16 protein-coding genes are annotated in these 13,741 nt (G+C 61.5%); 5 read left to right on the top strand and 11 right to left on the bottom strand.

From position 1 onward, the window contains the following. Positions 1-100 precede the first annotated feature (100 nt). On the top strand, positions 101-937 hold the full coding sequence (locus tag LXM96_RS07590; RefSeq protein WP_239997754.1) for a response regulator: 837 nt from the start codon (positions 101-103) through the stop codon (positions 935-937). Between the two features lie 32 nt (positions 938-969). Here LXM96_RS07590 and LXM96_RS07585 read toward each other — a convergent pair whose 3' ends face one another. Both LXM96_RS07585 and LXM96_RS07580 read right to left on the bottom strand, forming a co-directional pair. Then, complete coding sequence (locus LXM96_RS07585) at positions 970-1,983, bottom strand: GlxA family transcriptional regulator (protein WP_239997815.1); 1,014 nt, start codon at positions 1,981-1,983, stop codon at positions 970-972. A gap of 209 nt (positions 1,984-2,192) precedes the next feature. Beyond that, on the bottom strand, positions 2,193-2,402 hold the full coding sequence (locus LXM96_RS07580; protein ID WP_239997753.1) for a DUF1127 domain-containing protein: 210 nt from the start codon (positions 2,400-2,402) through the stop codon (positions 2,193-2,195). Between LXM96_RS07580 and LXM96_RS07575 the strand changes: the two genes are divergently transcribed. Next, entirely contained in the window at positions 2,401-2,538 is a 138-nt protein-coding gene (locus tag LXM96_RS07575) for a hypothetical protein (protein WP_239997752.1), read from the top strand. The genes LXM96_RS07580 and LXM96_RS07575 overlap by 2 nt on opposite strands. Positions 2,539-2,554: 16 nt before the next feature. Then, complete coding sequence (locus tag LXM96_RS07570) at positions 2,555-3,493, top strand: LysR family transcriptional regulator (RefSeq protein ID WP_394801902.1); 939 nt, start codon at positions 2,555-2,557, stop codon at positions 3,491-3,493. Here LXM96_RS07570 and LXM96_RS07565 read toward each other — a convergent pair whose 3' ends face one another. From LXM96_RS07565 to LXM96_RS07540, 6 genes are all read right to left on the bottom strand, one after another. Beyond that, positions 3,494-5,521: an ASKHA domain-containing protein gene (locus tag LXM96_RS07565; protein WP_394801913.1), complete on the bottom strand. Its 2,028-nt coding sequence runs from the start codon at positions 5,519-5,521 to the stop codon at positions 3,494-3,496. Between the two features lie 20 nt (positions 5,522-5,541). Further along, positions 5,542-6,510, bottom strand: a complete 969-nt coding sequence (locus LXM96_RS07560; RefSeq protein WP_239997749.1) for a methyltetrahydrofolate cobalamin methyltransferase — start codon at positions 6,508-6,510, stop codon at positions 5,542-5,544. Between the two features lie 68 nt (positions 6,511-6,578). Continuing rightward, positions 6,579-7,670 carry a methylenetetrahydrofolate reductase gene (locus LXM96_RS07555; protein WP_239997748.1) on the bottom strand — a complete coding sequence of 364 codons (1,092 nt, stop codon included), beginning with the start codon at positions 7,668-7,670 and terminating at the stop codon, positions 6,579-6,581. Continuing rightward, positions 7,667-8,272 (bottom strand): methylenetetrahydrofolate reductase C-terminal domain-containing protein, encoded by a 606-nt coding sequence (locus LXM96_RS07550; RefSeq protein ID WP_239997747.1) that lies wholly within the window; start codon positions 8,270-8,272, stop codon positions 7,667-7,669. Before LXM96_RS07550 ends, LXM96_RS07555 begins: the two co-directional genes overlap by 4 nt. Continuing rightward, on the bottom strand, positions 8,265-8,567 hold the full coding sequence (locus tag LXM96_RS07545; RefSeq protein ID WP_239997746.1) for a virulence factor: 303 nt from the start codon (positions 8,565-8,567) through the stop codon (positions 8,265-8,267). The genes LXM96_RS07550 and LXM96_RS07545 overlap by 8 nt, the downstream gene beginning before the upstream one ends. A 121-nt stretch (positions 8,568-8,688) precedes the next feature. Further along, positions 8,689-9,330 carry a DUF1638 domain-containing protein gene (locus LXM96_RS07540; protein WP_239997745.1) on the bottom strand — a complete coding sequence of 214 codons (642 nt, stop codon included), beginning with the start codon at positions 9,328-9,330 and terminating at the stop codon, positions 8,689-8,691. A gap of 14 nt (positions 9,331-9,344) precedes the next feature. Between LXM96_RS07540 and LXM96_RS07535 the strand changes: the two genes are divergently transcribed. Next, on the top strand, positions 9,345-9,503 hold the full coding sequence (locus LXM96_RS07535; protein WP_239997744.1) for an entericidin domain-containing protein: 159 nt from the start codon (positions 9,345-9,347) through the stop codon (positions 9,501-9,503). Positions 9,504-9,539: 36 nt separating this feature from the next. Here LXM96_RS07535 and LXM96_RS07530 read toward each other — a convergent pair whose 3' ends face one another. After that, positions 9,540-10,238 (bottom strand): corrinoid protein, encoded by a 699-nt coding sequence (locus LXM96_RS07530; protein ID WP_239997743.1) that lies wholly within the window; start codon positions 10,236-10,238, stop codon positions 9,540-9,542. 240 nt (positions 10,239-10,478) lie between these two features. Between LXM96_RS07530 and LXM96_RS07525 the strand changes: the two genes are divergently transcribed. Continuing rightward, positions 10,479-12,050, top strand: coding sequence for a trimethylamine methyltransferase family protein (locus LXM96_RS07525; protein ID WP_239997742.1), 1,572 nt, complete (start codon positions 10,479-10,481; stop codon positions 12,048-12,050). 291 nt (positions 12,051-12,341) lie between these two features. On the opposite strand, the gene LXM96_RS07520 is transcribed toward LXM96_RS07525, so the two are convergent. Next, positions 12,342-12,692, bottom strand: a complete 351-nt coding sequence (locus LXM96_RS07520) for a hypothetical protein (RefSeq protein WP_239997741.1) — start codon at positions 12,690-12,692, stop codon at positions 12,342-12,344. Between the two features lie 2 nt (positions 12,693-12,694). Beyond that, positions 12,695-13,708, bottom strand: a complete 1,014-nt coding sequence (gene bmt / locus LXM96_RS07515; protein ID WP_239997740.1) for a betaine--homocysteine S-methyltransferase — start codon at positions 13,706-13,708, stop codon at positions 12,695-12,697. Between the last annotated feature and the right edge of the window lie 33 nt (positions 13,709-13,741).

Genomic DNA, 13,741 nt, shown 5'->3' with positions numbered 1-13,741 from the left:
CCTTTTTGTCGTGCAAGGAGAGAGCCTGCGATTAACGCTTCTGCAAATGGGCTCGGACTAGGTTGTGCCAATAGGGGACAGCAAATACCGAAGGGGCATCATGACTTTCCTTGGCATTTCCGGGATGCAGTATTCCGGCCAATCTCTGGCGAACTCACGCATCCTGCTTGCAGAGGATTCCAACCTCTTCACGTCGATGATCGGGGCTCGGCTGAAGGAGCTATTCGGGATCGAGATCGAGATCTGCCGCAATTTCGAGGAACTGCAACTGGCCTACGATCGCTCAGCGGATCCGGTCACCCTGGCGATCTCCAATATCAATCTTCCAGGTGCGGAAAAGGGGGAGGCGTTGGAATACCTGGTCGATCTGTCCATCCCCACGATCGTCTTTACCGGCACCTTCCATGAGGGGACCCGTGACCAGCTGCTGTCGAAGGACGTCGTCGACTACATCATCAAGGACAATGTCTTTGCCGTAGACATGCTGGCGGAGTCCGTTGCCCGCTTCCTGACCAACCATCGCCACCACGTCCTGATCGTCGATGACAGCCCGACCGCCCGGGCTTTGCTGACGAGCAGGTTGAAGCGCTACAACTTCCGGGTCAGTGCCGCCGAAAGCGGCTCCAAAGCGCTCGAGATCCTCAAGGGCAATCCCGACATCGGCCTCGTCGTTACCGACTACAACATGCCCGATATCGACGGCTTCGAACTCACCCGGCGCATCCGCTCCGTGCGCGGGTCTCACGAGTTGCGGATCATCGGCGTCTCCTCCTCGTCCAACCGGCTGCTTTCCGCCCGATTCTTGAAGGCTGGCGGCAATGACTTCATGCTGCGACCCTTCATCGACGAAGAGTTCTACTGCCGGGTCAACCAGAATTTGGACACGCTGATCCAGATCCGCTCCATGCGAAACGAGCGCGAATCCGCTGCTGCCTGACCTATGCAATCCTGAGACGCCGTCGCTGCCGTTCAGGCGGCGACGCCGGCGCGAGACGTGGCGATCGTCAGCTTGCGCTCAGCCCGTTCCTGTTGCGGAGACCGATTGAAGACCTCGCGATAGCATTTGGAGAAATGGGACGCCGAAACGAAACCGCACGCAACGGCAACTTCCACCACCGGCATCGAGGATTGGATAAGAAGATGCCGTGCCCGGTCCAGACGAATATCCAGATAGTAGCGGGCAGGGGAGCGACCCATCTCCTGGCGGAAGAGCCGCTCGATCTGGCGCCGCGACAGCCCGGCGTCATCGGCGATCTCGATGAGGGACAGCGGCTCGGACAGATTGTTCTCCATCAATTCAATAATCGAGAGAACCTTCGCATTCTGAACGCCGAGGCGAGCCCGTAGCGGAAGCCGTTGCCGGTCGTGTGGGTTTCGCACCCGATCGGTCAGCTGTTGCTCGCAAATCCGGTTGACGAGGTTCTCGCCAAAGTCCTGGCCGATCAGGTTCAACATCATGTCGAGCGAGGCCGTGCCCCCGGCGCAGGTGTAGAGATTGCCGTCCACTTCATAGAGATCGGCATAGACCTCGGCTTGCGGGAATGCTTCGGCAAAACCCGGCAGGTTCTCCCAGTGGATGGCGCATCGCTTGCCGTTCAGCAATCCTGCCTGGGCCAGAACATAGGCGCCGGTACACAGGCTCCCAACCGAGACGTTGCGATGATGGGTCTCACGCAGCCACGCATTGACGGTCTTGTTGTGGTACCGGTCGATGTCGATACCGGCACAGACGAGCACCATGTTTGGGCGATTTTCGCCCGTCAGGCTCTTCCGCTCATCCGCGACGGACGTGTTCACCTCCAGCGCGATGCCTGCAGAAGATTGGACCTTCTGCCCATCGGCGGAACAGAGGCGCCAGGTGTAGGCGTCATAACCGAGCATGCGATTGGCGATCCTGAGGGTTTCCACGGCTGCCGTGAAGGGTAGCATCGTGAAGTCCGGTACAAGGAAAAAGACCAGGTTACGCTTCGGCTGCCTGCTCATTACGCTCATGCCGCGACACCTCGATTGCCCGCCGGAGGGCGATGCTTCAAATGCGACACTGCCATGAAAAGCGACGGCCGGAAAGTGGGTGTTAGAGCCGACAAAGGCAATTTCTGCGAGGGGCCGGGACGGCTGATCGATGTCGCGAATCCCGCTTCGGAAGCTGCTGGCCGCCCTCGATGGCGGCCGCAAACGCGTCTCTACGAGGATCAGTGGATGTGCTTTGCCTCGTGATTGCCATCTCCGCTCGGCCAACCAATGTCTTTGCGGATCTCTGCCGGCAGAGATTCGAGCATTCGCTCGGTCTGACGCTGACGCCAGTCGGCCTGGACGCGGCTGGCCAGGCGCATGAAGGGGGCTGCAATCTTGGCAAGGCCGGAGTGCGTGGAGCCGAAGCGGTTCTGAGAAATAAAAGCCATGGTGCTTCTCCTTTGGTTCAAGAAGGGTCGCACGGGAGCTCATCAACCCAACGAGATGAACGTGATGCCGATGATGACGTTCGTAGCCATCATCTGGCGCCGATCCTTCTATGGAGCCACCTTGAGCCACGGTTGACCTTCAATCAAACGAAATGATATGGTGCTTAGGTTCAGAATATTTGACAGGTTGCATCATGGCTGCCCCTTACCGCCCACCGTTGCCTCTCCTCGACAATGATATTCTCAAGACCTTTGTAGCCATTGCCGAAACAGGAAACTTCTCGACCGCGGCAGAAGCGGTACTGCGAACGCCTTCGGCTGTTTCCATGCAGATCAAGAAGCTGGAAGAGCAGTTGAAGACGACCCTCTTTCTTCGGGATGCCCGTTCGGTGACGTTGACGCAGCATGGGGAAATGCTGCTGTCCTACGCCAGGCGCATGCTGGCGCTGTCGAATGAAGCCGTCTCGCGTTTCGTGATGCCGGAACTGGCAGGTATTGTTCGGTTGGGTGCTCCCGATGATATTGCCGAACGGCTGCTGCCGCGTATTCTCAAGGACTTCGGCGAGAATTTCCCCGGCATCATGGTTGACGTCACCGTCGACATGAGTTCTTCGCTTCGAAAGCGGGTCGAGGAACAGCGCCTGGATCTTGCACTTTTTAACTGCCACCCACGGTCTTTTTCCAACGTTGGCGAGGTCATTCACGCGGAGAAACTCGTGTGGGCGGGTGCCAAATGCGGCAATGCTCATCTGCGCGATCCTCTGCCGATCTCGGTATGGGAGGAGGGGTGCGTCTGGCGGCAGGATGCGATTGGCCAACTCGAGAAGCACAAGCGGCCGTATCGCGTCGCCTATGCCAGCGCCCATTCCATGGCTCAGCGGGCAGCGGTGCTGTCCGATTTGGCGATCGCACCATTTCCCCGGTCCTATGTCTCGGACGAGATGGTCGTGCTCGGGCCGCAGGAGGGTCTGCCGGAACTGTTCAGCTTCGACGTACGGCTGCTGACGACGCTGCAGCTTTCGGTTCCGGGCAAGGCGGTGGCGGAAAGTATCCGGGATTTTTATGGCCAGATGAACCGGGCGGCCGCCTGATCAGTCGCGGGAACGGCGGCGTCTTCGCCCGCCTGCCTCTCCTGTCTCTGAAAGCACCCTGCGTTCCGGCAGCGTCACGACCGAAGCGAGGTGCGGAAAGCTGTCGACCTTGTTTGGCAGCGCCATCGCATGGACGAAGAGCTCCTGAAATCTTGGTTCAAGAGCCGTCTCTATCTTCTCGATCTTCTTGATGGTTTGTTCAATCTCGCGACGGTAGTCACGGTTCAGCAGCGTCATCAGCGCGCCGGTGCCTGCGGCGTTTCCGACCGCCTTCACTTCCGCCAGATTACAGTCGGGAATGAGGCCTAGCACCATCGCATACTTTGGATCGATGAAGGATCCGAAGGCGCCGGCGAAGCGGATGCAGTCGACGGTCCCGATCCCCTGCTTCTCCATCAAGAGCTTGATTCCAGCATAAAGCGCTGCCTTTGCAAGCTGGATTGCCCGCACGTCGTTCTGCGTCACCGTGATCCGCTGTGCCCCGTCGTGCAGCAGGTAGGAGAAGGTGCGGCCATTTTCGAGGACACGCGCGCTTCGTGCCGCCATCGCACCATCCACGACACCGTCTTCCGAGATGATGCCGCAGAGATACATCTCCGCGACTACCTCGATGATGGCGGAGCCGCAGATGCCGGTAATACCAACATTCTCTGCTTGTTCGGCGAAGCCGTCCTCGTCGGACCACTTGTCGACACCGATGACGCGAAACTTCGGCTCCAGCGTCTGCGGGTCGATCCGTACCCGCTCGATCGCGCCGGGGGCCGCGCGCTGACCGGAAGAGATCTCGGCGCCCTCGAAGGCAGGGCCTGTCGGCGACGACGCGGCAACCACGCGCTCCTTGTTGCCGAGGATGATCTCAGCGTTGGTCCCGACATCAACCAGCAACATCATCCGGTCCTGCCGGTGCGGGCCTTCCGAAAGGGTCGCGCCGGCCGCGTCAGCGCCGACATGTCCGGCAATGCAGGGGAGGAGGTAGACGCGGGCGCCGCGGTTGATCGCAAGGTCGATCTCGCGCGACCAGGTGTGGACGGCGCCGGAGACCGCGAGTGCAAACGGCGCCTGGCCCAGCTCGGTCGGATCGATCCCGAGAAAGAGGTGGTGCATGATCGGGTTGGCGACGAAGACGGCATCGAGGATGTTGTTCGGGTCGACCTTGGCCTCGGCGCAGACCTTCACCGTCAGTTCGTTGATCGCCTGCCGTACGGCCTTCGTCATCGCCTCGCGGCCGTCCGGGTTCATCATCACATAGGAGACCCGGCTCATCAGGTCTTCGCCGAAGCGGATCTGCGGGTTCGACGTGCCGGAGGATGCGATGACCCGACCAGATAGCAGCGAGACGAGATGCATGGCGATCGTCGTCGAACCGATATCACAGGCGATCCCGTAGGCCTCGTTGTGGAGGCCGGGCCAGAGAGCGATCAGGTTTGGCCGTGCCCCCTCCAGGTCGCGGTGGATCGCGGCGGTAACGCCCCAATTGCCCTTGCGCAAGGTCTGCTGGACGTCCGGCAGCAGATGCTGGGCAACCAGGATGTCGGTCCAGCCCCAATCCTTCTCCAGCATCAGGTTCAGCCGGTCGAGGTCGCCGTGCGGCTTGTGCATGTCCGGCTCGTCCACTTCGACATAGCAGAGCTGGATTGCGGGGTTGCGATCGAACAGCCGGTCGGTCGCGGCCTTGCGGATCACCTGCGCATTGACGACCGTGTCCTGCGGCACGTCGATGACGAGATCGCCGAGGATCTGTGTCGAGCAGGAGAGGCGACGCCCTTCGGGGATCGTCCGAACTTCGGCGTACCGCTGCTCCTTGGGGCCAACGGGAGATATGTGATCGGACGAGGAAGTGATCTTGTGCTTGGCGAAGTTACCCTGCTGCACCTCGATCTGGCAGCGCCCGCAGGTCGCGCGCCCGCCGCAGACGCTTTCGACATAGACGCCGAGCGAGCGTGCCGCCTCCAGCACGGTGGTACCGACGGCAAAGCGTCCCCGCTTGCCGGACGGCATGAAGAGGACGAGGGCGTCCCTCTCGGACATTTCAGTCATGATGCCTCAATCTACTCCGTCACCGCACCTGCACCGACACGTGCCGCACGGCCGCCGCGGCGTCCGCCGCCTGCTGCCGCTGCAGCCGGGGCGGGGGCTCCAGCCGCGCCGCCATCGGCGGGCTTGTAGTCGCGATAGGTCTTGATCCAGTTGTAGCAGTTCTCGTCGGTGCCGTTCAGCACGTTGGCGGCGCGCACGGCCTCCATCTCCTGCGGGCGGCAGGGGTTCATGATCGCGCTCGTCATGCCGGCGCCAATCACCATCGGGATGAAGCCGGCATTGATGCCATGGCGATGCGGCAGGCCGAAGGAGATGTTGGAGAGGCCGCAGGTCGTATTGACCTTCAACTCCTCGCGCAGCCGCCGCAGGAGGGCAAACACCTGCAGCCCGGCCGTACCCATGGCGCCGATCGGCATCACCAGCGGGTCGACCACGATGTCGTGCGGCTTGATTCCGTAGTCGGCGGCACGCTCGACGATCTTCTTGGCGACGGCGAAGCGCACGTCTGGATCCTGGCTGATGCCTGTCTCGTCGTTGGAAATCGCAACGACCGGCACGTCGTACTTCTTGCAGAGCGGCAGGATGGCTTCCAGCTTTTCCTCTTCGCCCGTCACCGAGTTCACCAGCGGGCGCCCCTTGGCAACCTTCAGGGCCGCTTCGATGGCGGCCGTTACCGAGCTGTCGATCGACAATGGCACGTCGACCAGACCCTGGACGATTTCCAGCGTCTGGACGAGGAGCGGCGGCTCGGTCTCGTTGGGGTTGACGGCGGTCACCCCGGCATTGACGTCGAGCATCGTGGCGCCTGCTGCCACCTGTTCCAGTGCATCCTTGATCACGGTGTCGAAGTTGCCCACGATCATCTCTGCCGCGAGCTTCTTGCGGCCGGTCGGATTGATGCGCTCGCCGATGACGCAGAAGGGCTGATCGAAGCCGATGACGACTTCGCGGGTGGCGGATGCGACGATGGTGCGGGTCATGCGGTTCTCCGGTGCCTTGCTCGGCGGTGCTGTGTCATGCAGCTCTGGCGCTGGCCAGAGAGCGGGTTTCAGTGCGGCTTGCTCGCCGCAATGTCGGCCATCTGCTGCTGGTTTTCTTGCCTGCCCTGACGGATTTCCTCCAGCCGCTCCGAAACCGTCGCGTCCGTGGGATTGGGTTCATGCTTCCAAGGCTTGCGACCCTTCAGCACGCCCGACTCGTGGACGATTTCGGCAACATATTCTTCCTGCCGATAGGCCATCACATGGATGCCGGAGACGCCTTCAATCTCCTTCACCTCGTTGATGATGTCGATGCAGAGCTGCTTGCCTTCGCGCTTCTGGTCCTGCGCGCCTTCCAGCCGCGCGATGATGCTGTCAGGAATGTGAATGCCCGGTACGTTGGAGCGGATCCAGCGGGCGGTCTTTGCAGAGGCGAGGGGACCGACGCCGACGAGGATGAAGCACTTTTCGTGCAGCCCGAGATCGCGCACCTTTGCCATGTAGTCGCGAAACATCGGCACGTCGAAGCAGTACTGGCTCTGGACGAACTGAGCGCCGGCGGCGATCTTCTTCGCCAGGCGGTAGGGCCGGAAGTCATAGGGTGGCGCGAAGGGATTGATGGCGGCGCCGAGGAAGACATTGGGCGGCGTGGTTAGCTTTCGACCAGACAGGAACTTCGCTTCGTCGCGCATGGTGCGGACCGTTTCCAAAAGCGACATGCAGTCTAGGTCGAAAACAGGCTTGGCGCCCGGCTGGTCGCCCGCCTGCACGCCGTCTCCCGTCAGGCAGAGGATGTTCTGCACGCCCATGGCGGAGGCGCCGAGCACGTCGCCCTGGATCGCAATGCGGTTCTTGTCGCGGCAGGCGATCTGCATGATCGGCGCGTATCCCATGCGCGTCAGCAGGGCGCAGATGCCGACAGAGGACATGTGGCAATTGGCGCCGGACGCGTCGACGGCGTTGATCCCGTCGACCCAACCATCGAAGACGGCTGCGCGGTCATAGACATCCTGCGGGTTGGCACTATCCGGAGGATTGAGTTCCGCGGTCACCGCAAATTCGCCGCGGCGCAGCACCCGTTCCAGCCGCCCGCGCGAGGAATGGCCGGGCAGGGGGTCAAGCGGAGCGCCGAGATCGGTCGGATGGAGGTCCAGGCTCATGGGGCGGCACCCTCGGATGCTTGCCGACGCGCGGCGGCCTCCGCCGTCACCCGCAGCCAGGACGAGGTTTCCCGCAGCGACTGGTTGACTGGTCGCTGGACGTTCAGGATCGCATCGCCCCTGACCATGTTGCGCGACCCTTCCCAGGCCTTCACCCAGACGCACGGCATGTCCGGCTCGACCTCGCAGTTGCCATTGGCGCGCACGCCGCCGCAGGGGCCGTTGCGCAGCTGCTTGGGACAGTTCATCGGGCAGGACATGCCGGTTGAAGACAGAATACACTGGCCGCACATGCGGCAGTCGAACAGCATGCCCTTTACCCGCTTCTCGACAAAGGTGACGGGCGCTTCGACCCGGCTGTAGCCGATGGCCTTCCACACCGGGTGCAGCAGCAGGAACGCCTGGGCGAACCGGGCATAGAACCATTCAAGCAGACGCGAATGGCGGATCGACCAAAGCCGGATCGAGTAGCGGCGCTGGACGCGGCGGTTGGGCGAGACATCACCGGGCACATACGCGCCGGTGGCTGCCTTCTTGGCCGCGCCGGCATTCCCGATCTTGGGCTTGTCGCCTGCAGGGCTTGGCGCGGAAGTCTCAGGCATGCTCGCGACCTCCGGCCTTCACCAGGCCAACAAGGCGCTCCTTGCCGTAGGCCGCTTCCAGCTCGGCGGCCGCCTTGTCTGCCTCGGCTTCCAGGTCGTCTGAGACCGCGACCGGATCACCTTTTCGCCACTCCGCCAGATAGTTGTCCGTTTCGGCTGCACCGCTGCGCATGGCGCACATGTCGATCGCCTCGGTGAAGCGGAGCGAAAGCTCGCGCTTGGCCGTCTTGCGTCCCTGCTTGATGATCACCTGCGCCGGAATGTCCCGCCAGTAGACGACGATACGGTCGGCCATGCACTGCTCCCTGTTTTTCAGCAGCATGCACGGGGGGCGGGGCAGGGACTGCGCTTGCCACGACGTCGCACAGAGCAAAAACGACGCGCATCGATACTGTCGCCGGACTTGGCGTTCTCCCCTAAAGTGTCCGCAAGGACTGCGTCAGGTCGCCATACCCGGTGACACGATATTCGTATTCGAGCCCAAGGTAATCGGCCGCAGCTTTCGCCTTTGCCTGAAGCGCCTCGTCTGCCTCCTGGCTCAAATAAACAAGTTTTCGGTAGTTGCCGAAATAAGCCTCTTTCAGCTGCGGATACCGATCGAGCCCAAGCGGCTCAATGACGAAGGCATCGAACTGTCTCGCGAGGAAGTCGGTCAAGAAAAAGCTCAACAGATCCTCGTCTGCCTTGGCCTCGAAAATGTCGTTGCCGGAAAAGAAGGAATAGCAATGAGGTCCGGCGATGCGGGCGATTCCCTCGCGCTCGCAGAGCCGGTCGATGTCGCCGCCGGTGCCACAATCGGCATAGGCGAAAAAGATCTTCTCGAAGCCCTTTGCACGTGCATCCCTAACCGCCTCTTCCAGTCCGGGAACGATCTTTTGCGGATAAGCGTGCCAGATCGCCGGCAGGCACTGGAGGTCGATGTGGTGGAGACCGTGCTGGTCGCAGATTGCCAAAATCTCACGCGCAATCGCGCCGCACGCAATAACGTGAACCTTTTCCTGATTGAGGCGTTCCTGTGGCGGAAGACAATGTTCCACCTTTGTTTGATCGACAACCATTGGAGTACTTTATCATGACGTCCAAGACAGTCACGGTTATCGCCGCTCTTTTTGTAACCGCCGCCGCTCTCAGCTCGTGCGGCAACACCATTCGCGGTGTGGGCGCGGACACGGCAAATGCCGTTGACGCGACGCAGGCTGCCGGCCAAAACGTCGCTAACGCTGCAGAATAATCTCAAGTGGCCTCCGCTAGGCGGAGGCCACCGTTTCTATCGTCCGCCAAGCGAATTGTGCTTGCGCCGCACGAAGTCCTTTGCCGTTTCCACGGCGACAGCCGCGTCCCGACAGTAGGCGTCTGCCCCCACGGCTTTGCCGAACTCTTCGTTCAGTGGCGCGCCACCGACGAGCACGACGTAGTCGTCGCGGATACCCTTTTCCTTCATCGTGTCGATGACGACCTTCATGTAGGGCATGGTCGTGGTCAGCAGCGCCGACATTCCCAGGATGTCTGGCTTCTCCCGCTCCAGGGCTTCCAGGTAGTTCTCGACCGGATTGTTGATGCCAAGGTCGATGACGTCGAAGCCTGCCCCCTCCATCATCATGCCGACGAGATTCTTGCCGATGTCGTGAATGTCGCCCTTGACCGTGCCGATGACCATCTTTCCCTGTTTTGGCGCACCGGTAGCAGCAAGCAGTGGCCGCAGGATGGTCATGCCCGCTTTCATTGCGTTGGCCGACAGAAGAACTTCGGGAACGAAGAGAATGCCGTCGCGGAAGTCAATGCCGACGATCCGCATGCCCTCCACCAGCGCCTTCGTCAGGACGTCGTAGGGGGCCCAGCCGCGATCGAGCAATATTCGTGTTGCTTCCTCGATCTCTTCCTTCAGTCCGTCATAGAGATCGTCGTGCATTTGCTGCACGAGTTCCTCGTCGGAGAGTTCGGAGAGAATGATGTCGTCATCAGACATGCGCACTTCCACTTCGGTGTCGGCACGCCACTGTGCCTGCTACCCGAACATGATGAAACGCAAAAAGTTTTCCAACTTCCTCGAAAACGACCTTCGCTTGATGGAAAAGCGACGGGACGGAGGAGATTGATGTCTGATCTGCGCAAGCGGGTGGCGCAGAAAGGCGGGGCTGGCCCGACGGGTCATCCTAGCATATCGCTCAGTTGAAGGCAGGCGCTCCGGCGCAAGGGCGAGGAAGACATGGACGAGCTGAATCAATCCACGGAAGCGGCTGCTGGCGGACGTCGTTCGCGTGGCGAGCGAGGCGCGGCAGGACGGCGGGCGTCCCGTGCGGGCGGCGGTCCCGGCGTTCCCATGCCCTATATCACCCGAAAGATCGGCGTCTACGATGTGCTGGACGAAGAGGGGCTGGCGCTGATCGAGGCCAATGCTGACCTCATCCTGGAGGAGATCGGGATCGAATTCCGCGACGATCCCGAGGTGCTGGACTTGTGGGCGAAAGCAGGCGCCGACGTGAGAGGGCCGCAAGTTCATTTTCCCAAGGGGCTCTGCCGCGAATTGCTGAAGACAGCACCGCGGGAGTTCACCTGGCACGCCCGCAACCCCGCGAGGAACGTCCATATCGGCGGCAATGCCACCGTATTCGCACCCGTCTACGGTCCGCCCTTCGTACGCGATCTCGACGGCAATCGCCGCTATGCCACCATCGAAGATTTCCGCAGCTTTGTGAAACTCGCCTATATGGCGCCTTCCATACACTCCTCAGGCGGGACGGTGTGCGAGCCAGTGGACATTCCGGTGAACAAGCGTCACCTCGACATGGTCTATAGCCACATCAAGTATTCCGACAAACCCTTCATGGGGTCGGTGACGGCGCCGGAGCGGGCTGAAGACACGATTGCAATGTGCAAGTTGGTGTTCGGCCATGACTTCGTCGAGAACAACTGCGTCACGCTCAACCTGATAAACGCTAATTCACCGATGGTGTTCGACGAAACCATGGTCGGGGCGTTGAAGGTCTACGCGCGTCACAATCAGGCCTGCGTGGTCTCACCGTTCATCCTCGCGGGCGCAATGAGCCCGGTGACAGTGGCTGGAACCCTTACACAGATCCTGGCCGAGGTTCTGGCAGGAGCCGCACTTACCCAGCTGATCCGGCCCGGCTCACCTGTCCTTTTCGGCACGTTTGCGGCCTCCATCTCGATGCAGTCGGGCGCGCCGACTTTCGGTACGCCGGAACCGTCGCTCGTATCTTATGGAGCCGCACAACTTGCCCGGCGGTTGGGCCTGCCGTTCCGTACCGGCGGTTCGCTTTGCGGCTCAAAGGTGCCGGACGCGCAGGCGGCGCATGAATCCGCCAATACGCTGAACACGACCCTGCTCGCCGGCACCAATTTCGTGCTGCATGCGGCGGGATGGCTCGAAGGCGGGCTCGTCTCTTCCTATGAAAAGTTCATGATCGACCAGGACCAACTCGGCATGATGCAGAGGATGGCGGAAGGCATCGATCTGTCCGAATCGGGACAGGCGCTGGACGCGATCCGCGAAGTAGGGCCCGGAAGCCATTACCTAGGTTGCGCCCATACGCAGGCAAACTTTCAGACCGCCTTCTACCGATCGCCTCTGATGGACAACAACTCGTTTGAGCAGTGGGAAATCGAGGGCGAGAAGCGGATAGAGGAGCGGGCAAATACCCTCTGCCGGTCCTGGCTCGACTCATATGAAGCACCGCCGCTTGATCCGGTCATCGACGAGTCGCTGCTGGCCTTCATCAAGGAGCGCAAGGACTCCATGGCAGACGCCTTCACCTGAAAGGGTCCCGGAACCGCCAGGGAGCAAGGCGGGGCAGATGTGGTGGCAGACTTCATCCAGGCGGAGGTGTGGCGGCCTCACTACAAGCCGCAGAATCCGAGGTGAACGGCTCCTGCGTCTTGGGCCTGCATGACCGCGGAAGGCGGGTCCTCGGGCGCACGGCTATCAGACGTCGCCTTGTTTGAAAGCGGGAGAGACCGGTGGTCGGACGACGGGTGCATCCCTTCGCCTGTCCGGGTGGATACGCTTCAGCAGTTGCGGTTCCACGGGGGGACGCTCCATTAAAGGCAGCTACACATCAGCCTTTGGAAAAGCTCGCTCCAGGCCGCCAGAGCTGACCAAGCCCTCGCGGAAGGCGAGGTAGGCCGGATGCTGGCTCGCCTTGGCAGCCTCCATCAGACGGATCTGCAGGCGTCCGGGGGCAGCATCGCCCATCCAGTCTCCGCATTTCTGCAGCTTGAGGGAGTTCAGAAAGCGTGCCTCCGCCTGCCGGTCGAGATAAAGGTGAAGCCCGTCGAGCAAGGTGTCATCCGAGGTTGGATTGTCCATCAGAAGCTTCAGCCAGCTCATGTTCTCGTCGCTCATGCCGGACAGACTGTCGGCGACCATCTCGCGACTGGCGATGGGAGCGATGTTCGTCATCGTCAGGTCCTTCGACGGCGGCGTTCGCGCGTGCTCTCGCCGCCCGATTCGCTTGCCGTCTTGTTGCGGAGCGGCCCGATGCGCTCGACGATCTCCTCGATGGTTGGACGCGGTCGCGGTGTGTAATCGTCGAGCGCCCGGCGCATGGCGGCCAAGTGCTCACAGGAGGTGCCGCAGCAGCCGCCGATGATCTTCGCGCCGGCGTCGCGTGCCAGGCGGGCATATTCCGCCATCAAAGGCGGTGTTCCGGAATAATAGATCTCGGCGCCTCGGTACTCTGGAATGCCGCAATTTCCCTTGACGATGGTGATCGCCTGCGGATCGGCGGCAGTCATATCGAGAAGGCTGGAGAGAATGTCGGATGCCCCGACACCGCAATTGGCGCCAACCGCTGCCGGTCCTTCGCCGATATCCTGTGCGACACCGTGGATATCCTTCGGGTCGAGGCCCATCATCGTCTTTCCCGCCGTGTCGAAGGAGCCCGTGTAAGTGAAGGGGAGCCCGACTTTGGCCGCCGCTTCGGCGGCCGCGCGGATCTCGTCGGGTGAGGACATGGTCTCGATCCATGCAACATCGCTCCCGCCTGCCTTCAATCCTTCGATCTGTTCCACGAAGGCGGCCACCGCGTCCCCATAGGTCATGGTGCCGAGGGGCACGAGTAGTTCCCCGGTTGGTCCGACAGACCCTGCCACGAGGACCTTGCGGGGGGCGCGGTCTGCGACCATCCGGGCAAGTTCAGCCGCACGCCTGTTCAGTTCAAACACGCGATCCTCGGCCTTGTGGAGCTTCAGCCGGTGGCGTGTGCCGCCAAAGGAATTGGTAAGGATGATATCGGCGCCGGCATCGACGAAGTCTTGATGCAGCCGTTCGATCTTCTCAGGCTGGCTGTCATTCCAGAGCTCTGGAGCTTCTCCGGCCTCCAGTCCCATGGCGAAGAGATTGGTGCCAGTAGCACCATCGGCAAGCAGGACGCCCTTTTCAGCCAGCAGTTCGTGAAGGGGATTGACGGCGGTCATGAGGTTCTCCTTGCGCTTTCGGCTATAGGCGCG

Source organism: Rhizobium halophilum, from assembly GCF_021648825.1.
Classification (GTDB): domain Bacteria; phylum Pseudomonadota; class Alphaproteobacteria; order Rhizobiales; family Rhizobiaceae; genus Neorhizobium; species Neorhizobium halophilum.
The sequence above is the reverse complement of the archived record's forward strand: the minus strand, read 5'-3'. Positions and strand labels throughout refer to the sequence as shown.

What these genes read in the sequence shown, in the direction of transcription:
- LXM96_RS07550 (WP_239997747.1), bottom strand. Translation starts at nt 8,272, where the DNA reads ATGCCTGAGACTTCCGCGCCAAGCCCTGCAGGCGACAAGCCCAAGATC.
- LXM96_RS07520 (WP_239997741.1), bottom strand. Translation starts at nt 12,692, where the DNA reads ATGACGAACATCGCTCCCATCGCCAGTCGCGAGATGGTCGCCGACAGT.
- LXM96_RS07565 (WP_394801913.1), bottom strand. Translation starts at nt 5,521, where the DNA reads ATGTCCGAGAGGGACGCCCTCGTCCTCTTCATGCCGTCCGGCAAGCGG.
- LXM96_RS07545 (WP_239997746.1), bottom strand. Translation starts at nt 8,567, where the DNA reads ATGGCCGACCGTATCGTCGTCTACTGGCGGGACATTCCGGCGCAGGTG.
- LXM96_RS07585 (WP_239997815.1), bottom strand. Translation starts at nt 1,983, where the DNA reads ATGAGCAGGCAGCCGAAGCGTAACCTGGTCTTTTTCCTTGTACCGGAC.
- LXM96_RS07575 (WP_239997752.1), top strand. Translation starts at nt 2,401, where the DNA reads ATGGTGCTTCTCCTTTGGTTCAAGAAGGGTCGCACGGGAGCTCATCAA.
- LXM96_RS07590 (WP_239997754.1), top strand. Translation starts at nt 101, where the DNA reads ATGACTTTCCTTGGCATTTCCGGGATGCAGTATTCCGGCCAATCTCTG.
- LXM96_RS07580 (WP_239997753.1), bottom strand. Translation starts at nt 2,402, where the DNA reads ATGGCTTTTATTTCTCAGAACCGCTTCGGCTCCACGCACTCCGGCCTT.
- LXM96_RS07525 (WP_239997742.1), top strand. Translation starts at nt 10,479, where the DNA reads ATGGACGAGCTGAATCAATCCACGGAAGCGGCTGCTGGCGGACGTCGT.
- LXM96_RS07570 (WP_394801902.1), top strand. Translation starts at nt 2,555, where the DNA reads ATGATATGGTGCTTAGGTTCAGAATATTTGACAGGTTGCATCATGGCT.
- LXM96_RS07535 (WP_239997744.1), top strand. Translation starts at nt 9,345, where the DNA reads ATGACGTCCAAGACAGTCACGGTTATCGCCGCTCTTTTTGTAACCGCC.
- LXM96_RS07555 (WP_239997748.1), bottom strand. Translation starts at nt 7,670, where the DNA reads ATGAGCCTGGACCTCCATCCGACCGATCTCGGCGCTCCGCTTGACCCC.
- LXM96_RS07530 (WP_239997743.1), bottom strand. Translation starts at nt 10,238, where the DNA reads ATGTCTGATGACGACATCATTCTCTCCGAACTCTCCGACGAGGAACTC.
- LXM96_RS07560 (WP_239997749.1), bottom strand. Translation starts at nt 6,510, where the DNA reads ATGACCCGCACCATCGTCGCATCCGCCACCCGCGAAGTCGTCATCGGC.
- LXM96_RS07540 (WP_239997745.1), bottom strand. Translation starts at nt 9,330, where the DNA reads ATGGTTGTCGATCAAACAAAGGTGGAACATTGTCTTCCGCCACAGGAA.
- bmt (WP_239997740.1), bottom strand. Translation starts at nt 13,708, where the DNA reads ATGACCGCCGTCAATCCCCTTCACGAACTGCTGGCTGAAAAGGGCGTC.